The 22,563-nt window shown below is 66.2% G+C and carries 17 protein-coding genes; 7 read left to right on the top strand and 10 right to left on the bottom strand.

All coding sequences use genetic code 11. From position 1 onward, the window contains the following. The first annotated feature begins 74 nt into the window (after positions 1-74). On the top strand, positions 75-689 hold the full coding sequence (locus tag QYM46_RS12385; RefSeq protein ID WP_169252744.1) for a protein-L-isoaspartate O-methyltransferase family protein: 615 nt from the start codon (positions 75-77) through the stop codon (positions 687-689). A gap of 2 nt (positions 690-691) precedes the next feature. On the opposite strand, the gene QYM46_RS12380 is transcribed toward QYM46_RS12385, so the two are convergent. Both QYM46_RS12380 and QYM46_RS12375 read right to left on the bottom strand, forming a co-directional pair. Beyond that, positions 692-2,545: an ABC transporter ATP-binding protein gene (locus QYM46_RS12380; protein ID WP_432789152.1), complete on the bottom strand. Its 1,854-nt coding sequence runs from the start codon at positions 2,543-2,545 to the stop codon at positions 692-694. Next, positions 2,542-4,332 carry an ABC transporter ATP-binding protein gene (locus tag QYM46_RS12375; RefSeq protein WP_432789151.1) on the bottom strand — a complete coding sequence of 597 codons (1,791 nt, stop codon included), beginning with the start codon at positions 4,330-4,332 and terminating at the stop codon, positions 2,542-2,544. The genes QYM46_RS12380 and QYM46_RS12375 overlap by 4 nt, the downstream gene beginning before the upstream one ends. 391 nt (positions 4,333-4,723) lie before the next feature. Here QYM46_RS12375 and QYM46_RS12370 point away from each other — a divergent pair, with 391 nt between their 5' ends. The 3 genes from QYM46_RS12370 (at position 4,724) to ilvC (ending at position 8,326) form a co-directional block, all read left to right on the top strand. Continuing rightward, positions 4,724-6,658 carry an acetolactate synthase large subunit gene (locus tag QYM46_RS12370; protein ID WP_169252742.1) on the top strand — a complete coding sequence of 645 codons (1,935 nt, stop codon included), beginning with the start codon at positions 4,724-4,726 and terminating at the stop codon, positions 6,656-6,658. Next, a complete protein-coding gene (ilvN, locus tag QYM46_RS12365) occupies positions 6,655-7,170 on the top strand; it encodes an acetolactate synthase small subunit (protein WP_025779412.1) in 516 nt (171 codons plus the stop codon). Before QYM46_RS12370 ends, ilvN begins: the two co-directional genes overlap by 4 nt. 124 nt (positions 7,171-7,294) lie before the next feature. Then, the gene (ilvC, locus tag QYM46_RS12360) at positions 7,295-8,326 is read left to right on the top strand and encodes a ketol-acid reductoisomerase (RefSeq protein WP_432789149.1); all 1,032 of its coding nucleotides are present in this window, start codon (positions 7,295-7,297) and stop codon (positions 8,324-8,326) included. Between the two features lie 178 nt (positions 8,327-8,504). Here the strand turns inward: ilvC and QYM46_RS12355 are convergent, their stop codons facing one another. From QYM46_RS12355 to QYM46_RS12330, 6 genes are all read right to left on the bottom strand, one after another. Further along, a complete protein-coding gene (locus QYM46_RS12355) occupies positions 8,505-10,220 on the bottom strand; it encodes a dipeptide ABC transporter ATP-binding protein (RefSeq protein WP_432789148.1) in 1,716 nt (571 codons plus the stop codon). Positions 10,221-10,223: 3 nt separating this feature from the next. After that, positions 10,224-11,897, bottom strand: coding sequence for an ABC transporter substrate-binding protein (locus QYM46_RS12350; protein WP_432789147.1), 1,674 nt, complete (start codon positions 11,895-11,897; stop codon positions 10,224-10,226). A gap of 115 nt (positions 11,898-12,012) precedes the next feature. Then, on the bottom strand, positions 12,013-13,011 hold the full coding sequence (locus QYM46_RS12345; RefSeq protein WP_169252738.1) for an ABC transporter permease: 999 nt from the start codon (positions 13,009-13,011) through the stop codon (positions 12,013-12,015). Then, positions 13,008-13,997 carry an ABC transporter permease gene (locus QYM46_RS12340; protein WP_432789146.1) on the bottom strand — a complete coding sequence of 330 codons (990 nt, stop codon included), beginning with the start codon at positions 13,995-13,997 and terminating at the stop codon, positions 13,008-13,010. The genes QYM46_RS12345 and QYM46_RS12340 overlap by 4 nt, the downstream gene beginning before the upstream one ends. A 224-nt stretch (positions 13,998-14,221) precedes the next feature. Continuing rightward, positions 14,222-15,121: a LysR family transcriptional regulator gene (locus QYM46_RS12335; protein WP_432789145.1), complete on the bottom strand. Its 900-nt coding sequence runs from the start codon at positions 15,119-15,121 to the stop codon at positions 14,222-14,224. 28 nt (positions 15,122-15,149) lie between these two features. Continuing rightward, positions 15,150-16,331, bottom strand: a complete 1,182-nt coding sequence (locus QYM46_RS12330; RefSeq protein WP_432789144.1) for an NAD-dependent formate dehydrogenase — start codon at positions 16,329-16,331, stop codon at positions 15,150-15,152. Positions 16,332-16,577: 246 nt separating this feature from the next. Between QYM46_RS12330 and QYM46_RS12325 the strand changes: the two genes are divergently transcribed. Next, positions 16,578-17,870, top strand: coding sequence for a GNAT family N-acetyltransferase (locus tag QYM46_RS12325; RefSeq protein ID WP_432789143.1), 1,293 nt, complete (start codon positions 16,578-16,580; stop codon positions 17,868-17,870). Positions 17,871-17,997: 127 nt separating this feature from the next. Beyond that, a complete protein-coding gene (gene serA, locus QYM46_RS12320; protein ID WP_169252733.1) occupies positions 17,998-19,590 on the top strand; it encodes a phosphoglycerate dehydrogenase in 1,593 nt (530 codons plus the stop codon). A 23-nt stretch (positions 19,591-19,613) separates the two neighbouring features. Here the strand turns inward: serA and QYM46_RS12315 are convergent, their stop codons facing one another. Together QYM46_RS12315 and QYM46_RS12310 are read right to left on the bottom strand one after the other, a co-directional pair. After that, on the bottom strand, positions 19,614-20,330 hold the full coding sequence (locus QYM46_RS12315; protein WP_432789142.1) for a phosphatase PAP2 family protein: 717 nt from the start codon (positions 20,328-20,330) through the stop codon (positions 19,614-19,616). Next, a complete protein-coding gene (locus tag QYM46_RS12310; protein ID WP_025779420.1) occupies positions 20,327-21,178 on the bottom strand; it encodes an HpcH/HpaI aldolase/citrate lyase family protein in 852 nt (283 codons plus the stop codon). The genes QYM46_RS12315 and QYM46_RS12310 overlap by 4 nt, the downstream gene beginning before the upstream one ends. 301 nt (positions 21,179-21,479) lie before the next feature. Between QYM46_RS12310 and QYM46_RS12305 the strand changes: the two genes are divergently transcribed. Continuing rightward, positions 21,480-22,517, top strand: coding sequence for a 3-isopropylmalate dehydrogenase (locus QYM46_RS12305; RefSeq protein ID WP_432789141.1), 1,038 nt, complete (start codon positions 21,480-21,482; stop codon positions 22,515-22,517). The last annotated feature ends 46 nt before the right edge of the window (positions 22,518-22,563 follow it).

Raw genomic sequence — 22,563 nt, 5'->3', positions numbered from 1 at the left:
TCGGTGGCCATTGTGCCCTCAGCGCAGATCGGCACAATGGGAGGTACCGAAGACGGTGGTGGATCGGAGGAGCAATGACATCGGATGCGACGTACGACCGAATCGCCGAGGCGTTCGCCCGGGTTCCGCGCGAACCCTTCCTGCCGGTGACGGAACGACAGAACGCCTCCGGCAACGTGCCCCTGCCGATCGGGCACGGACAGACGAACTCGCAGCCGAGCACCGTCGCGGACATGCTCCGGCTGCTTGATCCGCAGCCGGGTGAGACCGTCCTCGACCTCGGATCAGGCTCCGGGTGGACCTCGATGCTGCTCGCCGTCCTCGTCGGGCCGGCCGGGCAGGTGCTCGGGGTCGAACGGCATCCCGAGCTCGTCGACTCCTCGCAGGCGGCCATCGACGCCGTCACCGCTGAAGCCCCAGACCAGGAGACCCTCGCCGAGGTGGCCATCCACGCAGCCATTCCGGGTGCCCTCGGTCTCCCGGCTGAGGCCCCGTTCGACCGGATCCTCGTCTCCGCCGGGACAGAGACACTGCCCGACCAGCTCGTCGATCAGCTGGCCCTCGGCGCCACGATGGTCATTCCCGTCGCAGGGGAGATGCTCCGAGTCGTCCGTGACGGGCCCGGTGCCGACGAGCTGACGATCACTCGTCACGGGTGGTATCGATTCGTGCCGCTGATCAGCGAGTGACCTCACACGAGGGAGTCTCGCCAGGCCTGGTGCAGCTGCGCGAACTTCCCGGTGCCGGAGATGAGTTCGTCGGGTGTCCCGTCCTCGATGATCCGACCGGATTCCATGACGAGCACGCGGTCGGCGATCTCGACGGTGGACAGGCGGTGGGCGATGATGATCGCGGTCCTGCCCTCGAGCACCGTGGCCAGAGCGTTCTGCACCAGCCGCTCGGACGGGATGTCGAGGTGAGCGGTCGCCTCATCGAGGACGACGACATCCGGATCGGCGAGGAACACCCGGGCGAACGACACGAGCTGACGCTGTCCCGAACTCAGTCGGCCGCCGCGCTTCTTCACATCCGTGGCATAGCCGTCGGGCAGTCGGCGGATGTACGCATCCAAACCGACGGCGGTCGCCGCCGCCACGACTGCCTCGTCGCTGGCACCAGGATCGCCGATGCGGATGTTGTCGGCGATCGTGCCGGCGAAGAGGAACGACTCCTGAGTGACCATGACGACCGACGACCGCAGCTGTCCGTCATCGAGGTCACGCAGATCCACCTCGTCGAGGGTGATCCGTCCAACGCTGGGGTCATAGAACCGGGTGACGAGCTTGACCAGGGTCGACTTGCCCGCGCCGGTGGCGCCGACGAGCGCGACGATCTGCCCGGCGGGGATGTGCAGATCGAAGCGGGGGAGGACATCGGGTCCGTCGGCGTAGGCGAAGCGGACGCCGTCGAGATCGAGGGAACGACCAGTGGCGGGACGCGTGGGTGCGGCGTCATTGTCCGCAGACGGTGAGTCACCGTTCGCGTGCGTAGGCAGAGCCTGCGGCTGGGTCGGCTCGACCACCTCGGGGTCGGTGTCGAGGACCGCCGCGATCTTCTCTAACGCCGCCGAGGCGGACTGGTAGAGATTGAACGCCTGGACGAGTTCGTCGAGCGGGCCGTAGAAACGGCGCAGGTAGAGGATGAACGCGGCGAGCACGCCGATCTGCGTCCACCCCTCGATGACGAGCCACGCACCGATGACGATGATCACCGTCTGGGTGATGTTGCCGATCAGCCGCGTCCATCCGGCGAACCAGGCCACCCCACGCAGGGCATCGGTGTTCGCATCCCGATACCGCGCATCCTGATCGCTCAGCGTCCCGCGCCGCTCGGGCTGACGGCGGTACGCCTGCACGGCGCGGATGCCGCCCATCGTCTCGACGAAGTGGACGATGACCTTCGCGATCGACGTCCGCGTCCGCCGGTAGGCGCTGCGCTGAGTCGAATGTGCGGCCTTCGTGATGAAGAACAGCGGCACGAAACCGGCGAAGACGACGATCGCCAACGGCACATCGAGGACGACGAGTGTGACGGCGATGAACAGCATCTGCAGCACCGCCAGCGCCGTCTCGAACAGAGAATACGACAGGAACTGCTGCACCGATTCCATGTCCGAGGTCTGCCGGGACACGAGCCGACCCGAGGTCGACTTCTCGTGATAGCCCAGGTCCAGACGCTGCACATGAGTGAACATCCGCTCGCGCAGGGTGAAGAGGATCTTCTGTGCTGTGATCCCGACGAGCCTGGTCGAGGTGAACGCCAGAATCGCCGAGGCGACCGCGGAGACCACGAAGAACGTGACCGCCCGAATCAGCGGACCCATGTCTCCGTCGATGGCGGCGGGCACGCCCTGATCAAGGGCATCGGCGATGAACACCGGCCCGATGACCATGAGGGCCGCGGTGAGGACGACGATGACCGCGAGGAAGATGATCATCGCCGAATGCGGCCTGACCAGCGACATCAGCAGGGCGCGGGCCTTCTTCGCGATATCGGGCGGAAGAGACTCGATCTCGTCGTCGCTGTCGAGACGGGGCATGCTCATGGTGTCCCTCCTTCCGTCGCCGAGGCGGCCGCCCCCGGATGCGTGTGCGCCTCGGTGTGCGCGCTCGCCCCCATGAGTTCGCGATAGAGCTTCGAGGACTCGAGCAGCTGTTCGTGGGTGCCCAGGGCCGCGATCCGGCCCTCATCGAGCACGGCCACCGCATCGGCCAGCGCCGCAGTGGAGGGGCGATGGGCGATGATGAGCGTTGTCGAATCCGGCAGGATCTCCCGCAGGGCTCGCTGCACCCGATCCTCGGTGTCGACGTCGACGGCCGAGAGCGGGTCGTCGAGGACGAGGATGCGCGGACGGCCGATGACAGCGCGAGCCAGGGCGAGGCGCTGACGCTGACCGCCGGACAGTGACAGACCCTGTTCGCCGACCTGCGTATCCAGCCCCTCGGGCAGGCGGGAGACGAAATCCTTCGCCGCCGCGATCTCGAGAGCCTCCCAGATCTCCTCCTCGCTCGCCCCCGGGGCGCCCATCTCGACGTTCTCGGCAACCGAGGTCGAGAACAGGATCGGATCCTCGAAGGACACGGACACGAGGTGGCGCAGCTCGTTGACCGGCATGTCCCGGATGTCGACGTCGTCGATGCTCACCGTGCCGGCGGAGACGTCCTGGAGCCGGGGCACCAGCGACGCCAATGTCGTCTTGCCCGAGCCCGTCGCCCCGACGAGGGCGAGGGTCTGACCGGGTTCGATGGTGAGATCGAGGCCCCGCAGAGTCAGTCGCTTCGTATCGGCGAAATGGAAATCGACATCGGCGAAGCGCAGCCTCCCGCGGTAGTGGCCGACTTCGGGGGCGTCATCGACACCGCCGTCGGTGTCTGTGATGTCGTGGCGGATGTCGATGACCTCCCAATACCGACCGGCGGCGGTCAGCGCCATGAGTGCATCGGCGAGCAGGAAGCCGAGCATCTCGATGGGCATCCGCAGCACCATCGAGATCGTCACCGCCGCCACGACCGTGCCGATCGTCGTCCAGCCTTCGATGACACCCCAGGTGCCCACGGCGACGATCGCGGCCTGAGCCAGAGTCGGCAGCAGCAGGAGCACGCTCCACAGCCAGGAGTCGAGCTTCGCTTTGCGGACCTCCAGGGACTTCAGCCGGGTCGAGATCTCGGCGAAGCGCTCGGCGGCCCAGGGGGAGCGGCCGAAGGACTTGAGGATGCGGATGCCCTGGATGGACTCCTCGACGTCCGTGGTCAGTTCGCCCATGGTGTCCTGCGACCGGCGGGAGGTCTCCCGATAGTGCTTCTCGAAGACGGCGACCGCGATGATCGCCGGCACCGCCATGAGGATCATGATCAGACCGAACACCGGCTGCATGATCACGAGCATCACCGTGCCGACGGCGAGCACGATCGGTGTGGACAGGAGGAAGGGCAGCCCGAATGCGAAGAAACGTCGCAGCTGGGACAGATCATTCACCGCGCGCGAGAGGAGCTGGCCGGACTCCCAGGAATCATGGATCGCCACCGAGGTGTACTGGAGACGATCGAACAGGCGCGAACGCCACGTCACCTCCCAGCGGGAGACGACGGGAGCGACGACCATGCGTCGGGCCCACATGCCGACCGCCTCGGCGATGCCGATGAGCAGCACCCCGAGGACCGGCAGCCACAGGGCGGACAGATCTCGATGGGCGATGGGGCCGTCGACGATGTGGCCGGTGATCACCGGGACGACGAGCTGGATTCCGTTGGCCAGGAGAGTGAGGACGAGCACGAGGACGTACACGCCGATGCGGGAGCGGAGATCAGGCCAGAAACGGAGGAGGGGGCGCACGAGAATCCAGCCTAGTCGCAGACTGTGACCTATTCCACGAATCCGGCAAACGGACTTCCCGTTTCTCTGTGCGCTGAATATCACCGGGTGCGCTGAACATCGCTGGCCGACCGACGGCCGGTGGGAAGGTGTCGACGCAGCGCCGCCTCGGCGAATCTCGCATGTCAACCATTTTCAGTCTTGAATGTTGGGACGAACGATGACGAGGTTTGACACCCTCGAGTGCTGCGGGGAACTATTGAGGCATGACTCACCTTCTTGTCGTCGTTATTCACCAGCGCGCGGATCTTCCGTAGCCTGTCGAGACGACACGTTCCGCGCGCCCCTACCGAATCCGGAGGGGCTTTTTTCATGCGGAGATGAGAAGGAAACCTAGGAAGGATAGGAATCGATGGCAGCCAAGCCCTCGACCGCGAAGGACACGGGCACTCAAGCCGCGTCCGCGCCGGTCACAGCCACACCGTCCAGTATTCGCCGCAACACCGGCCCGGAGGTCCTGACCGGCGCGCAGGCGATCGTCCGCAGCCTCGAGAAGCTCGAGGTCGACACGGTATTCGGGCTTCCCGGCGGCACCATCCTTCCCACCTATGACCCGCTGTTCGAGACGGAGAAGATCCGGCACATCCTCGTCCGCCATGAGCAGGGCGCCGGCCATGCGGCCGAAGGCTATGCGGCGGCATCGGGCAAGCTCGGCGTGTGCATCGCCACCTCCGGCCCCGGCGCGACGAACCTCATCACGGCCCTGGCCGATGCGCACATGGACTCCGTGCCGATGCTCGCGATCACCGGTCAGCAGGCTTCGTCGCTGCTCGGCACCGACGCCTTCCAGGAAGCCGACATCGTCGGCATGACGATGCCGGTGACCAAGCACAGCTTCCTCGTCACTCGCGCCGAGGACATTCCGGCGGCGCTCGTCAACGCCCACCACATCGCGACCACCGGCCGTCCCGGCCCCGTGCTCGTCGACATCACCAAGGATGCGCAGACCGGCACGGCTCCGTTCGTCTGGCCCGAGGAGCCGGTGCTGCCGGGATACCGTCCGATCCTCAAGCCGCACGCCAAGCAGATCCGCGAGGCCGCGCGCCTGATGTCCGAGGCTCAGCGCCCCGTGTTCTACATCGGCGGCGGAGTCATCCGCTCGGAGGCGGAGAAGGAGCTGCTGCGCCTGGCCGAGGCCACGAACATCCCCGTGGTCACCACGCTCATGGCGCGCGGCGCCTTCCCTGACTCGCATCAGCTGCACCTGGGCATGCCCGGAATGCACGGCAGCGTGCCGGCCGTCACCGCCTTCCAGAAGGCCGATCTGCTCATCGCGATCGGCGCCCGCTTCGACGACCGCGTGACCGGCAAGCTCGACTCGTTCGCCCCGAACGCCCAGGTCATCCACGCCGATATCGACCCGGCCGAGATCGGCAAGAACCGCGAGGTCGATGTGGCCATCGTCGGCGATGCCCGCGAGGTGCTCTCCGAGATGCTCGCAGAGATGCGCAGCAAGTTCCCCAAGGCCCTGGAGCGTCAGCGCGAACCGTGGTGGCGCTTCCTCAACCGTCTCAAGCAGACCTACCCGCTCGGCTACGAGACGCACGGCGAACTGTGCGATCCGCAGTACGTCATCTCCCGGATCTCCGCGCTCACCGGCCCCGAGGCGGTCTATGCCGCAGGAGTGGGACAGCACCAGATGTGGGCGGCTCAGTTCGTCGAATTCGAGCGCCCCAAGTCCTGGCTGAACTCCGGCGGACTCGGCACCATGGGCTATTCCGTGCCCGCGGCCATGGGTGCGAAGGTCAGCCAGCCCGACCGTGTGGTGTGGGCGATCGACGGAGACGGCTGCTTCCAGATGACGAATCAGGAACTGGCCACCTGCGCGCTCAACAACATCCCGATCAAGGTTGCGATCATCAACAACTCGTCGCTGGGCATGGTTCGCCAGTGGCAGACCCTGTTCTACGACGGCCGCTACTCGAACACCGACCTCAACACCGGCCACGAGACGATCCGCATCCCCGACTTCGCCAAACTGGCCGAAGCCTACGGCTGTGAGGCGATCCGCGTGGACCGCAACGAGGATGTCGATGCCGCGATCGAGAAGGCGCTGTCGATCAACGACCGACCGGTCGTCCTCGACTTCACGGTCCCACCGGATGCGATGGTGTGGCCGATGGTCGCGGCAGGCGTGTCGAACGATGAGATCGAGTACGCCCGCGGCATCCGTCCCGAGTTCGACGGAGAGGGCGAAGAGGAAGCCGAGGCCGCGATCGCCGAGGCCGCAGCGAACGAAGACGGCACGGTGCGTTCCGTGGCTCAGATCGAAGGAGGCCTGGAATGAACAACAGCCGACACACACTCTCTGTCCTGGTCGAGAACAAGCCCGGCGTGCTCACCCGGTTCACCGGACTCATCGCCCGCCGCGGCTTCAACATCCACAGCCTCGCCGTCGGCGTCACCGAGCACGAAGAGCTCTCGCGGATCACCGTGGTCGTCGACGTCAACGATGTTCCCCTGGAGCAGGTGACGAAGCAGCTGAACAAGCTCGTCAACGTCATCAAGATCGTCGAGCTCGAACCCGAATCCTCGGTGCGTCGTGCGCACATCATCTACAAGGTCAAGGCGAATGCGGCGACACGGCCGCAGGTCGCCTCGGCGGTGGAGATGTTCCGAGCGAAGATCGTCGACGTCGGACCCGATTCCGTGAGCATCGAAGCCACCGGTGAGCTCGGCAAGGTCGAAGCGCTGCGCGAGGTCCTCGAGCCCTTCGGGATCAAGGAGATCGTGCAGTCGGGAACCGTGGCCATCGGCCGCGGGGCGAAGTCGATCACCGACCGTGCCCTGCGCAGCTGACGAACACCGCGCAGCTGATTTCGCGTTCCAACTTGTGGAACCCCTCTCATCTCAAAACGTGAGCAGCAATACCGAACTGTGAAACAATGGGGACATCACCCCGTAATCCGAAGGAGCTAGAACTATGGCAGCAGAACGCTATTACGACGACAATGCAGACCTGTCGATCATCCAGGGCAAGAAGGTCGCCGTCATCGGCTACGGCAGCCAGGGCCACGCCCACTCGCTGAGCCTGCGCGACTCCGGCGCTGAAGTCCGCATCGGTCTCAAGGAAGGCTCGCCCAGCCGCGACAAGGCCACGGCCGAAGGCCTCGAGGTCGGAACCCCCGCCGAGGTGGCCGCATGGGCCGACGTCATCACCATCGCCGCACCCGACCAGGTTCAGGCCGAGATCTTCAACAACGAGATCAAGGATCAGCTGGCTCCCGGCAAGACCCTCGTGTTCATCCACGGCTTCAACATCCGCTACGACTACATCAAGGCTCCCGAGGGCGTCGACGTCATCATGGTCGCCCCGAAGGGCCCGGGCCACGTGGTCCGTCGTGAGTTCGTCGATGGCCGTGGTGTGCCCGTGCTCGTCGCCGTCGAGGTCGACGCCTCCGGCAAGGCCTGGGACACCGTCCTGTCCTACGCCAAAGGCATCGGCGGCCTGCGCGCCGGCGGCATCAAGACCACCTTCACCGAGGAGACCGAGACCGACCTGTTCGGTGAGCAGACCGTGCTCTGCGGCGGCGTCTCGCACCTCGTCCAGTACGGCTTCGAGACGCTGACCGAGGCCGGCTACCAGCCCGAGATCGCCTACTTCGAGGTCCTCCACGAGCTCAAGCTCATCGTCGACCTCATGGTCGAAGGCGGCATCGCCAAGCAGCGTTGGTCCTGCTCCGACACCGCTGAGTACGGCGACTACGTCTCCGGCCCGCGGGTCATCACGCCCGAGGTGAAGGAGAACATGAAGGGCGTCCTCGACGACATCCAGAACGGAAAGTTCGCCGAGCGCTTCATGAACGACCAGAAGAACGGTGCACCGGAGTTCAAGGAGCTGCGCGCCAAGGAAGAGCAGCACCCGGTCGAGTCCACCGGCCGCGAGCTGCGCAAGATGTTCGCATGGCTCAAGGACTCCGATGACGACTACACCGAGGGCACTGCCGCACGCTGATCGGACCTCCCGATTCCTCCGCCGCAGGCTCCGCACAGGGCAGAGGTGCGAAGAAGGAGCCCCGGGCACCACGCGGTGTCCGGGGCTCCTTCCCATCCATGCCGGCAGATACCGGGAGGTGGGCCCGATCGCTGTCGTCCGACCTCGCCGAGGCGGCCGTGCCCTATGCGGCCGTGCCCTATGCGGCCAGTCTGGCCGCACGTCTGGCGGCCTGGATCTCCGGGTCGGGGGCCGGTGCGGAGTCGATGAGTTCGCGAGTGTAGCTCTGCTGGGGGCGCGTGAGCACCTGAGAGGCAGAGCCCTGTTCGACGATCGTGCCGTCCCGGAGCACGACGACAGTGGAGGCGAGCTGTTCGATGACCGCGAGGTCGTGGCTGATGAACAGGCACGCGAACTCGTGGGTGTCGTGGAGTTCGGCAAGCAGCCGCAGCACGCCTCTTTGGACGGAGACGTCGAGAGCCGAGGTCGGTTCATCGGCGATGAGCAGCTTCGGCTCCAAGGACAGGGCACGGGCGATGGCCACGCGCTGTCGCTGTCCGCCGGAGAGTTCGTGCGGATAGCGGGAGGCGAAGTCCGCCGGCAGCTGGACGTCATCGAGGAGTCCGGCCACTCGTGACCTGATCTGCGCGTGGTCGAGGCTGCGGTGGACGCGCAGCGGTTCGGCGATCTGCGCACCGACCGTCCGCCGCGGGTTGAGCGAGCCCCGCGGATCTTGGAAGACCACGCCGATATCGGCTCGACGCCGGCGCTGCCGTCGGTTCGGGCGAGTGCTCACCCGTTGACCGTCGACGAAGGCCCGACCGGTCGTCAGCTTCTGCCCGCCGGTGAGGACGGTGGCGATCGTCGACTTGCCCGACCCGGATTCGCCGACGAGCCCCGTGATCGAACCCGCCGGGATCTGCAGGTCGATGTCATCGACAGCAGTGAACGGTCCGGCCGAGGTCCGGTGCACGACGCTCGCGGACCGGAGTTCCGCGGCAAGCGGGACAGTCACTGTCACGGACGGCGTCTGTCCGCTCGGTGCCGACTCACGATCGGTCAGAGCACCGGCGCCGAGGCGGGGGACAGCGGCGAGGAGCTGCTTCGTGTACTCCTCCCGTGGGGCGGAGAAGAGTCTGCGCACCTCACCGGTCTCGACGATGCGACCGTCCTTCATCACGGCCACTTCGTCGGCGATGTCGGCGACGACGCCCATATCGTGGGTGATGAGCAGGACGGCCTGCCCTTCCTCGCTGGCCTGCCGGCGCAGCAGGTCGAGGATGCCCGTCTGCACTGTGACGTCGAGGGCCGTGGTCGGTTCGTCGGCGATGAGCACGCGCGGTGCATTGATCGTGGCCAGGGCGATCATCGCTCGCTGCAGCTGACCGCCGGAGAGTTCGTGCGGATAGGCCCTCATGACCCGCTCCGGGTCGTCGAGTCCGACCTTGGCCAGTTGGGCGCGCACGCGGTCGGTGACGGAATCTCCCGCAGCGGGCGTCGCTCCACCCGTCGAGGAGCCCGCGTGGGGACGGTGAGCGCGGACCGCCTCGGCGATCTGATGGCCGAGGCGGAACATCGGATTGAACGCGCTCATCGGCTCCTGGAACACGACCCCGATCTCCGCACCGCGCACGGAGCGCAGCCGATCCGCATCGATTCCCACCAGGTCGATCCCCTTCGACCCGGTCCTGGCAAGTCGTACGGAACCGGTCTGTTCGGCCGCCCCGGCCAGCCCGAGCGCGGCCAGCGCGGTCACGGACTTGCCGGATCCGGACTCGCCGACGAGGGCGAGGATCCGTCCCGGCACGAGGTCGAAGGACACATCCCGGGTGATCACACGGTCGCCGAAGGATACGGAGTGCCCACGGTAGGACAGGGCCGCCTCGGCGGGGGAGAGTTGCGGATCGGCAGCCATGGATCAGCCCTTCAGCGAGGCCTTGAAGTAGACCGGGTAGGCAGGGAAGTCGCCGATGACGAAATTCTCCACATTTGATCCGTGCAGGTAGGAGTTCTTGTTGTAGGTCAGCGGCACGATCGGAGCGTCCTCCATGATCGTCTTGTCGGCCTCGGCCCAGATCTTCTGCGCCTTTGTCGGATCGACGGTCTCGGTGGCCTGCTCGATGAGGGCATCGACCTTGTCGTTGTCGTAGTGCGAGATGTTGTAGTTGCCGTTGCCGATCTGCGAGGAGTCGAACAGCGGGGCGATATTGCCGTTGGCCGAGGGGAAGTCCGGCTGCCACGAGCTCAGCGCGAGGTCGAAATCGCCCTTCGCATCAGTGGCGTCGGCGGAGAACGTATTCGAGTCGACGGACTTGATCGTCACCGTGATGTCGACACGGGCCAGAGCCTCCTGGATCGCCTGAGCCTCGGAGACCGAGGTGGCGTCATTGGCGACGAGCAGCTTGAGCGTGCCGAGCTTCGCACCCGATTCCTTGAGCAGCGACTTCGCCTTGGCCACATCGCCCTTCGGGTCGGCCTTGTACAGGTCGTACTCCTCACGTCCGGGAATGCCCGGAGTGATGAGTGTTGTGGCGAAATCGCCGGAGATCTCACCGCCGGCGGCGATGCGGAAGGTGTCCTTATTCACCGCGTAGTTGATCGCCTGGCGGACCTTGACGTCGTCGAGGCCCTTGGCGTCGTTGTTCATCGCGAGGTAGGACAGGGCTCCGGGACCGGAGGTGACGAGGCGGGACTTCGCGCTCGGGTCATTCTGCACCTGCGCGAGCTGGGCGGCGGGCACGAAGCTGGCGGAGAAGCCGTCCTTCGCATCCCCGGAATCGGAGATGAGCGCCTGCGCGGTCACCGAAGCATCCTGGCCGAGCTTGAACACGACCTCATCGGGACCGGCGGTGCGCACCGGGTCGGTCTTCTCGTCCCAATTGTCGTTGCGGGTCAGCACCGCCTCGGCGCCGGACTTGTTCGATTCGACCTTGTACGGTCCGGAGGCGATCGGGTCGAGCCCGTACTTGCCGGGATCGTCCTTGTCCTCGGGCACGGGAGAGAAGGCCGGCATCGAAGCGATCCACGGGAAGTCGCCGAAGGCCGAATCGAGGTGGAAGACGATGGTCTTGACATCCGGGGTTTCGACCGAGTCGAGTTCCTTGCCCTTGAACGGGCCCGTGTAGTCATCTCCGCCCTGCAGCAAGGTCTTGTGGTAGCTGAGACCGCCGGAGAGCTCGGTGGAGAAGGAGCGTTCGATGCCGTACTTGATATCGGCCGAGGTGATGTCCGAGCCGTCCTCGTATTTCAGTCCGTCCTTGAGAGTGAAGGTCCAGGTCTTTCCGTCGTCGCTGGACTCTCCGGTGTCGGTGGCGAGGTCCGGCACGACTTTCGCCTGCTTCCCGGGCTGGATGTCCCAGGTGGTCAGACGCCGGTGGACGAACGACAGCGAGGTGATCGCCAGGCCCTGGCTCTTGCCCGGATCGAAGTCCATGTCAGGGGCGTCGGAGAAGATGTTGAGAGTCCCGCCCTTGGTCGTGTCGCCGAGGGTATTGGACTCTCCGCCGTCTTCGTTGAGCTCGGGGTTGGCGTTGCACCCGGTGAGGATGAGCCCGAGGGAGAGGGTCGCGGCGATGAGTGCCGAGCGTTTCATGATGTGCCTTTCGATGGTGTGCGAAGCGCGATGAGTGATGATGGTGCGGCGATGGTCGGGTGGTGCGGACATCGGCGCCGAGGCGGCCCTGTCCGCATGTGCACACGTGACCCGATCATCGGCTCGCCTTGATCCGTGGGTCGAGGACCGAGTAGCTGAGGTCGGCGATCAGGTTGGCGATGATGACGACGGCCGCGGCGAAGAGGGTGACGCCGACGATGACCTGGATGTCGAGGTTCGTCACCGCCTCGAGCAGGAGGGTGCCGACCCCGCCGAGACCGAAGACCTTCTCCGTGATCACGGCCCCGCCGAGCAGGCCGCCGATGTCGATGGCGAAGAGCGTCGTCAGCGGCAGCACGAGGTTGCGCAGACCGTGCTTGCCGATCACCGTCGACTCGCGCAGACCCTTCGCCCGGGCGGTGCGGATGAAGTCCTGGCTCATCACCTCGAGCATCTGCCCGCGGGTGAGCCTCGCGTAGATCGCGCCGTTGGCGATCGCGAGGACGATCCAGGGCAGGATGAGGTGGAACGCCCACATTCCCGGATTCTCCGTGAACGGCACGTAGCCGCCGATCGGCAGCACGTTGAGGGTGAAGCCGAAGAGGAGGATGCCGAGCAGCCCGAGCAGGTAGGTCGGCGCGGAGATGCCCGTGATGGCCGCACCCATGACGGTGCTGTCGATGAGCGTGCCGCGCTTGAGGGCGGCGATGAGACCCGCGGCGATGCCGCCGAGACCCCACAGGACGGCAGCGCCGAGGGTGAGAGAGAAGGTGATCGGCAGCCGCTCGAGGATGAGGTGTGTGACCGAATCACGAAGACGGAAGGAGTAGCCGAAGCACGGGGCGTTGCAGTGGATCGCTGCCTGGCCCTCACCATACGTGCGGCCGCCGACGATGCCGCCGAGGAAGTCGACGAGCTGCTTCCACCAGGCCTGGTCGACCCCGAGGTAGCGTTCGACCTCGGCCAGACGCTCGGGTGAGCAGGGCTTGCCGCACGAATACTGTGCCGGGTTCGCGGGCATGAGGTAGAAGATCGCGAAGCACGCGGCCGCGATGATGAGCAGGACGAGGATGGCGCCGAGGAGGCGGGAGCCGATGAATTTCGCGCGGATCATGCCTGCCCTCCCGCGCTCAGGGGATCGGTCGATACCGGCGCAGCGGTGGGGGCCGCCTCGGTGCCGGTGGTCGTGGAGGTCTCCGCCTCGGACGGGTCGAGGGCATCGCGGAGCCCGTCGCCGAACATGTTGAAGCCGAGTGTGACGAGGAAGAGCGCCATGCCGGGGAAGATGAGGTACATGGGATCGACCTGGACCCAGCTGATGGCATCGGAGATCGATCGCCCCCAGGACGGGGTCGGCGGATTGACGCCGACGCCGAGGAAGGACAGAGCCGCCTCGGCGCCGATCTTGCCCGGGATCGACACGGTCGTGAAGACGATGACGGTGGCGAGGATGTTCGGAGCGATCTCGCGGACGATGATGCGGATCGTGCCGGTGCCCTGTGCGTCTGCGGCGCGGACGAATCCGCGTTCGCGCAGGGACAGGGTCTCGCTGCGCACGACGCGGGCGACCTGCGGCCAGCCGAAGAAGCCGATGACGAGGATGAGCAGGAGAGGGCGGGGCACGCTGGCGGGCACGGTCGCCGACAGGGCGATGGCGAAGATGAGGAACGGGAAGCCGAAGATGATGTCGGTCAGCCGCGAGAGCAGCCGGTCGGCGATGCCGCCGTAGAAGCCGGCGGCGAGTCCGACGATGACGCCGATGACGATGGACACCGCGGTGGCGGCGAGCCCGATGAGCAGAGACACCTGCGCGCCGTAGCTGACGATGGCGAAGAGGTCGCGGCCGGTGCGGGGTTCGACACCGAACCAGTGTTGAGCACTTATGCCGCCCAGCGGCCCTACGGGGGCGGTGTCGGGGCCGAGGGCGTCAGGGTGGTAGGCGTACGGGCTGTTGCCGGTGATGGCGGAGAAGAGAGGCGCGAGGAGCGCGAGGGCGACGAAGACGATGACGAGCACGAGGCCGATGACGGCGGGGCGTGATCGCCTCAGGCGCGTCCATACTGAGCTGCGTCGAGCGCGCGGCGGTGTTGCCTGGGGCATATCCTTCTTCCTGCTGGATGAGCTCGTACCCTCGTGGGACCGAGAGGTCCGAATGATCGGAGGGTGCCCTCAAGCGAACGGAGTGGTAATTTAACTGCTCAACAATTATGGCCCCTGAATCATTCCTGGGCAAAGTCAGAGGTCAGGCTCAACGGATAGGGCTCTGCGGTGGGCCGGGACGCATGGTGCACCGCAGTCGGTGCTGTGGCGGGTGCGGGGGAGTTTCAGCGTTGGAGCGTGGCCGCGGACTCCAGGGCGGCGACCACCGCGGGCAACGGGTGCGCCGCGAGACGGACGAACGCCAGCGGCATCGTCACCGACGGTGACGTGAGCGGGAGCGACAGGATGGGAGAGTCCGAATCGACCGAGTCGAGCACCGACCTCAGCGCGGTCGTTTCGGGGACGACCGCAGCCCAACGGCCGGTGGCGACGAGCGCCAGAAGCGCCTCGATCGAGTCGGCTTCGACGGTGGGCTGAGGTTCGACTCCGCGGCCGAAGAGCGCGGAGTCGAGGATCTGGCGTGCCCGCATCGCAGGAGTGAGCAGGCACAGCGGCACATCGGCGAGCATCGCTCCGGTGACGATGCGAGTGTCGACGGGGAAGAGTCCGGGGGAGGTGATGATCACGCTGGCCACCTCGGGCAGCGGGGTGGAGACGATATCGTCCCCGTCGGCGGCGGAAGGGTGGATGATTCCGCCGTCGATGTCGAAGGCACGCAGCTTCGCCACGACCTCGGCACTCGACATCCCGGTCTGCAGGCGCGTGTGCACGAACGGATGGTTCGCCCCCAGCGTGGAGACGAGCTGCGCCGAGGCGGCCGTGCCCGAAGGGATGGAGGCGATCGTCGCCTGCCCCGTCAGACGTCCGCGAGCTGCGGTGAGCTCAGCTGCGAGAGCGTCCCGGTCGGCGACGAGGCGCTGTGCCCAGGGTAGGGCGAGTTCGCCCTCGGGAGTGAGGCCCTCGTAGTTGTGGCCGCGACGCACGAGCGGGACCCCGAGCTCACGTTCGAGTTTGCGCACTGCATCGGACAGCGTCGACGGCGAGACATAGCAAGTCGCCGCCGCTCGCCCGAAGTGCTCTTCCCGGGCGAGGGCGACGAAGTACTCGAGTTGGCTCAGCAGCATGGCGCAAGCCTAAGTGATCTCACCGCTCTCAGACGGCGGCAACCTCCTGCTGGGCGTAGGAATGCGCGCCGGTGCCGGCATAGTGCCCGCCTTCGACGATGAGGTACTCGGGGCGGATCGGACGGTCGGCGAACCAGTCCTCGAGGATCTCGCGGGTGCCTGCTGCGTATTTCGCTTGCGACGGCAGAGATGCCCCCGAGGTGTGAGTCGTCATCGCATTGTGCGCCATCGACCGCCACGGATGGTCGGCCGGGGCCGGCTGCGGATCCCACACGTCACCGGCATAGCCGGCGAGCTGTCCCGAATCGAGGGCGCGGACGACAGCGTCCTGATCGGCGATCGCGCCGCGGGCCGGATTGACGATGTAGGAGCCGCGGCGCATCGTCGCCAGCAGCTCATCGTTGAGCAGACCGCGGGTCTGCTCGGTGAGCGGAGCATGGACGGTGAGGACGTCGATGTGTCTGACGAGGTCCTCGATGCTCTCGTGGAAAGTCAGTCCGTACTGCTCCTCGTACTCGGCCGGCAGACGGTGACGGTCCGTGTAGTGGAGGCGGACGCCGAACGGAGCGAGCCGCTCGGCGACCGCCCGACCGATGCGCCCGGCGGCGAAGATGCCGACGTCGAGGCCTTCGACGTCGTAGGAGCGTTCGACGGCATCGGCGATGTTCCAGCCGCCGTCGACCGAGATCTCGTGCTGCCGGACGAAGTCGCGGACGAGGACGAGGATCTGCATGACGGCATGTTCGGCCACGGCGATCGAGTTCGAGTAGGTCACCTCGGCGACGGTGATGCCGAGCGCGTTCGCCGTATCGAGATCGACGTGATCGCTGCCGATGCCGGCCGTGACGGCGAGTTTGAGGTTCTTTGCCTTCGCCAGTCGCTCCGGGGTGAGGTAAGCGGGCCAGAAGGGCTGGGAGATGATGACATCGGCGTCGACGAGTTCACGGTCGAACACGGAACCCTCACCCTCCTTGTCGCTGGTGACGACGAGTTCTCGGCCGGCACCTTCGAGATACGCGCGCAGGCCCAGTTCGCCGGAGACGGAGCCGAGCAGCTGACCGGGCACGAAGTCCGTGCCCTCGGGGCTCGGCAGCGTATGGCCGTTGGGATAGTCGGGAAGGGCGGGAATGGTGTCCCTGGCATCGTCCCGAGGAAACTGCGGGTACCCGTCGACCGGGTCTGGGAAAAGGACGAGCAGCACTTTGGCCATGATTCTTCTTTCGCATATCGGCGTGACTCTCACGTCGCATTGTCACGCTAAGTCCGTCGGCTGCGGATGTTCCAGCGGTTATCTCCGGTCGATCATTCGGTGCCGCCGGATGAGGGCATGGCTGGTCGGGTCACATCGGAACTGTCGAGCGAGGGCGGCGCGGTCGAGGCGCGGCGGATGCGCGGCGGATCGCAGATGCCGAGCGGCAGAGGAGCCAATCACTGTGATGTGAACTACTGTGGACACGTGACGAACTACAGATTCGAAGACTTCAAGCCGACCATCGACGCGTCCACCGGCGAACCGGACGAGCGCACGAAGGGCTATTTCGCCTCGACGAGCGTGGGCTTCCATGACCCCAGGTCGACCGATGCGGCCCTGCTCAACCGGGTCGAGCGGGCGATCGCCGATGGGCGCAACCTCACCGCCGTCTACGCGGATCAGGAGTTCGAGCACGGCCTCGACGCCTCGATCCCGGTGGCGACGTTCGCGTGGTTCGAGAAGCTCGTCAACGTCGGCGGGGGACGGCTGGTGCTCGGGCACCTCATCACCTGGATCACGGTGCGCCCGACCCATCGCCGGCGCGGTCTGCTGCGGTCGCTGATGACCACGGACCTCGCCGAGGCGAAGGCGAACGGCTACCCGTTCGCCGCACTGACCGCCACCGAAGGCGGAATCTATTCGCGCTTCGGCTTCGGTGTGGCGACCTGGCTGCGTTCGATCGAGGTCGACACCTCGCCCGGCTTCAAGATGGTCCGCGAACCCGATCGCCGCGTCGAGATGTGCCTGCCCAGCGAGCTGCGCGAACTGGCTCCGAAGATCTACGGCGAGTTCATGCGGACCTCACCCGGTGCCATGGAGCGTCAGCAGACCTACATCGAACGCGCCACCGGTGCCCTCAATACTGAGACCGGCGAACAGGACCGGGGTGTGCGCGCGGCCCTGCACTTCGACGAACAGGGCGAGCCCGACGGCTATGTGTCCTACAAGTTCGCGGGCTGGTCGAAGACCCCTCCGACCGTCGACATCATCGACTTCGTGGCCGTCACCGATGCGGCCTACGCCTCGCTGTGGTCATTCCTCGCCGCCATCGACCTGTCGACCCGCGTGACCTTCGGTGAGTCCGCCGAATACTCGCCGCTGCCGTGGCTGCTCACCGATTCCAGGCGTGTGAAGACCGTCGCGAGCGAGGACAACATCTGGATCCGCATCCTCGACGTCAAGGCTGCGCTCGAGGCCCGGCCCTGGTATGTGCCCGGGACGCTGACGATCGACGTCGACGATTCCCTCGATCTCGCCGGTGGACGCTTCACGATCACCTCGGACGGTGAGAACGCCGAGGTGACCCCTGCCTCCGATTCGACTCCGGCTGACCTGGGACTCGGCATCGCCGAGCTCGGGTCCCTCTACCTCGGCGGCGCCGATCCCGTCATCCTCGCCCGGGCCGGGCGCATCGACGAGCAGACGCCGGGGTCCGCTGTACTGGCCAGCGCCATGTTCAGTTTGGGCCGGGCACCGTATTCGCCGAACGGCTTCTGAGCGCGCCACGGATTCTGAGCCTGCAGCACTGTCTGTTGAGCGATTGTTCCCAGAATCTGAGACCTTGTGAAGGATTCCTGAAAGTCTCATAAGGTGGACACGTCCCGGACGCAACAGGAGGAAATCAGTGCCCAAGCCCGTCGTGCTCATCGCCGAAGAACTGTCACCGGCCACCATCGAAGCTCTCGGAGGAGACTTCGAGATCCGTCACACCGAGGGCGCCGACCGATCCCAGCTCCTGCCCGCCATCGCCGACGCCGATGCGATCCTCGTCCGGTCGGCCACGCAGGTCGACGCCGAAGCCATCAACGCTGCGAACAACCTCAAGGTCATCGCCCGCGCCGGAGTCGGACTCGACAATGTTGATGTGCCCGCAGCCACCTCGGCGGGTGTCATGGTCGTCAACGCTCCCACCTCGAACATCATTTCCGCAGCCGAGCTGACAATGGCCCACATTCTGGGATCCGCGCGGTACTTCGGTGCCGGCAACACCTCGCTGAAGGCGGGGGAGTGGAACCGGAAGAAGTACACCGGCGTCGAACTCTACGAGAAGACTCTGGGCATCGTCGGCCTCGGCCGCATCGGCGGACTCGTCGCCGAACGCGCGAAGGCCTTCGGCATGCGTCTGGTCGGTTACGACCCCTACATCACTCAGGCCCGAGCGGCTCAGATGGGCGTCGAGGTCCTCGACCTGCCCGGCCTGCTCGCCGTGTCCGACTTCGTCACCGTGCACATGCCCAAGACGCCGGAGACGGTCGGCATGATCAGCACCGAGGAGCTCAAAGCCGCCAAGCCCGGCGCCCGGTTCATCAACGTCGCCCGCGGCGGCATCATCGACGAGGCGGCCCTGGCCGAGGCCGTGGCCAACGGCGAGGTCGGCGGCGCCGGAATCGACGTCTGGAACGTCGAACCGCCGGAGCACTCGGCACTCATGGACCTCGACGCCGTCAACGTCACCCCGCATCTGGGCGCCTCGACTCATGAGGCCCAGGAGAAGGCCGGCGTCGCCGTGGCGAAGTCCGTGCGCAAAGCCCTGGCCGGGGAACTCGTCCCCGATGCAGTCAATGTCGCAGGCGGCGCCATCCACGAGGATGTGCGTCCGGGCATTCCCCTGGCCGAGCGTCTGGGCCGGGTCGTCAACGCGCTGGCCGACTCCTCGGTCACGCACTTCAAGGTCGAGGTCAACGGAGAGATCGCCGACAAGGACGTCTCCGTCCTCAAGCTCTCCGCGCTCAAGGGCCTGTTCAAGGACGTCGTGTCCGACCAGGTCTCCTATGTCAACGCTCCGCTGCTGGCCGAAGAGCGCGGAATCGGCGTCGAACTCGTCACGGATCCGTACTGCGAATCGTTCCGCAACATCACCCGCCTGACCGCGACGACGAGCACCGGGCAGCGCATCTCGGTGTCGGGCACCGTGACCGGTCCGAAGCTCGTGCAGAAGCTCACCGAGGTCGACGGCTACTCGCTCGAGATCGAGCTGACGGACAACCTGCTCATCTTCCGCTACGAGGATCGGCCGGGAATCATCGGTCAGCTGGGTCTGGCGCTCGGCGCGAACAACGTCAACATCGCCGGAATGCAGGTCTCGCCCGCATCGACGAGCAATGAGGCGCTGTCCGTCCTGGCCGTGGATTCGGTCGTCTCGGACGAGGTCGTCAACGCTGTCGCCGGTGCTGTGAACGCCTCGGCCTTCACCGGCGTCTCACTCCAGGAGGACTGAGACCCTCACACAGGCGGACCCGTTCACCCCGCAAGCCAGAGAGCGAAGCGGGGTGAGCGGGTCCTCTGTGCTGTCAGGGTCCAGAACTCGTCGACGAGAACGGCGACGGCGATGCCGATGAACGCGCCGGCGATCGTGTCGGTGAGCCAGTGGACCTGGAGCGCGGTCCGCGACCACATCATGGCAAGGATCCAGACTGCGGCGAGGATGAACGACCAGTGGAAGCCCATCCTCGGTGCCCGAGCTGCCGGTGCCTGAGCTTCTGGTGCCTGGGCGGCTGATCCGCGCAGCTGATGGCGACGGCAGGCGATGATCGCCAGGCTCATGGCCAGTGCGGCAGCGCCCATCGAGTGTCCCGAGGGGTAAGAGAAACCCAAGGACTCGTAGAGCTGATCGCCGGGGCGCAGGCGGGTGACGAGGGCCTTGAGGATCTCCGAGGCGGCGATGCCGGCGAGCATCGTCGTGACGAGGACGATCGCCGAGCGCAGGCGTCTGCGCAGGATGAAGAAGCCCGTGAGCAGCGTGGTGCAGATGACCACGCCGGTGCCGCCGCCGACTTCGGCGAGGACGACGGCGATCCAGTACGGCACCGAGCCCTCAGTGAGGCCGACGAGTTCCAACCAGGACTGATCGATCGGGGTGGGTCCGATGTGCTCGAGGTGCAGCCACAGTCCGAAGGCGATGACGAACAGGACGGCGGGCAGTGTCGCCCACAGCAGCCAGGACTGCTGTCGGCTCAAGCGTTCCAGAGGCCGTAGGTATCAGCCAGGGACGCGATCTTCTTCGCACGGGCCAGGCGGGGCAGGTAGGAGCCGTCGGTAATCTCGGATCCGCCTTCGGCGGCTTCGAGCATCTGGCGGGCCCAATCGCGTTCGTCCTCGCTCGGGCTCATCGCCTCGTTGAGGGTGTTGACCTGGTCGACTGTGAGCACGAGCTTTCCGGTCATGCCCATCATGTGAGTGACCTCGGCATCGGCCCAGACCTTCTCATCATCGGCGTCGGCGGCCGATGGTCCGTCGATGGGGCCGGGCAGGCCGCCCATGCGGGAGGCGATCGTCAGGCGCGAACGGGCATAGGCCAGGGCCATCGGGTCGCCGGAGAAACCCGTGTCCTTGCGGAAGTCGTTCGTGCCGAACGCCAGACGGAAGGTGCCGGGCGCCTCGGCGATCTTCGTGGCGTTCTCCACTCCGCGGGCCGATTCGAGGAGTGCGATGACCGGCAGGCCCGCCTTCGCCCGCATCGCGGTATAGGAGACCTGCTCGGGCCGTTCGGTCTCCGGGAGCATGACTCCGCGCAGACCGGGCAGCATGGCGATCGCGGCGAGGTCATCGTCCCAGAATTCGGATTCCATCTTGTTGATGCGCACCCAGGCCGACATTCCGTTCTTCAGTGCGCGCACGACATTGTCACGTGCCGCAAGCTTCTTGTCGTCGGCGACGGACGCTTCGAGGTCGAAGATGACGGAGTCCGCTTCCGACGTCTGCGCGGGAGTGAAGATCTCCTCCTTCGCAGCGTTGACGAGCAGCCAGGACCGGGAGAGTTTGGCGGGCAGGGCTGCGGCACGGGCGTTGCGGATGGTCTCGGTCAATGATCGACTTTCTCTCGGGGCTGTTTCTGCGTGGCCCCCACGGGGTTTGGGGTGCTGTATCCATCTTCGTCCCTGCGGCGCCGGATGTGTAGCCGAAAACAGGGTTTGAGACGTGAAATTGTTCATGACCGCACACGGATCGCGGGGTCTGCGCAGGGGACGGCAGGCTTGGCCCGTTGGAGAGGCGCCGCGTTCGGGTGCCGGAGGTCGCTCCGCCGCCGTGCCCGTGAGCGCCGCTGACGATGGTTCACATTGTAAGACGCCGTAGTTGCATCGTGAGATGGGGTCGTATTCTGTGAGCATGAAGTTCTCAATCGCAGTCATGCCCGGAGACGGAATCGGCAACGAGGTCGTCCCCGAAGGCCTCAAAGTCCTCCGCCGCGCCATCGAGGTGTCAGGCGAGCCCGTCGAGCTCGAGCTCACAGACTACAAGGTCGGCGCCCAGCGCTTCCACGAGACCGGTGAGACGCTCACCGACGGCGAGCTCGAGTCGCTGCGTGGACATGATGCCATCTTCTTCGGCGCCTGCGGAGATCCGTCCGTGCCTTCCGGCGTGCTCGAGCGCGGAGTGATCCTCAAGATGCGCTTCGGGCTGGGGCATGCAGTGAACCTGCGTCCCTCGAAGCTGTTCTCCGGAGTCACCAGCCCGCTGGCCGATCCCGGAAAGATCGACTTCGTCGTCGTCCGCGAGGGCACCGAGGGCTCATACACCGGATCCGGCGGATCGGTGCGCACGGACACCCCGCAGGAGGTCGCGACCGAGGTCTCGGTCAACACCTGGTACGGCGTCGAGCGTGCGGTCCGCGACGCCTTCGCCCGGGCTCAGGCGCGGAACAAGAAGCTCACCTACGTGCACAAGCACAATGTCATGGTCCATGCCGGTCACCTGTGGCGTCGCGTGGTCGAGAAGGTCGGGCAGGAATTCCCCGAAGTGGCCGTCAACTACGAGCACACCGATGCGTGCACGATCTACATGGTCACGAATCCCGAGCGCTACGACGTCATCGTCACCGACAACCTCTTCGGGGACATCCTCACCGACCTCGCAGCTGCGGTCACCGGCGGAATCGGTCTGGCCGCCTCGGGGAATCTCAACGTCGAAGGAACGGCGCCGAGCCTGTTCGAGCCGATCCACGGTTCGGCTCCGGACATCGCCGGCCAGCAGATCGCGGACCCGACCGCGTCGATCCTCTCGGGGGCGCTCATGGCCTCCCACCTGGGACTCGAGACCGTGGCCAAGGCGATCGAGACGGCCGTCGAAGCCGACCTCGCCGAGCGCGACGGAACGAAGCGGTCCACCTCCGAGGTGGGCGACGCGATCGCGGCACGCCTCGGCTGACCGGATCGACCGCCTCGGCGAGCGGCGGATGGGTGACGACGGGGTC

Origin of the sequence: Brevibacterium sp. K11IcPPYGO002 (assembly GCF_050920635.1) — a bacterium.
Taxonomy (GTDB): Bacteria; Actinomycetota; Actinomycetes; order Actinomycetales; family Brevibacteriaceae; genus Brevibacterium.
The sequence above is the reverse complement of the archived record's forward strand: the minus strand, read 5'-3'. Positions and strand labels throughout refer to the sequence as shown.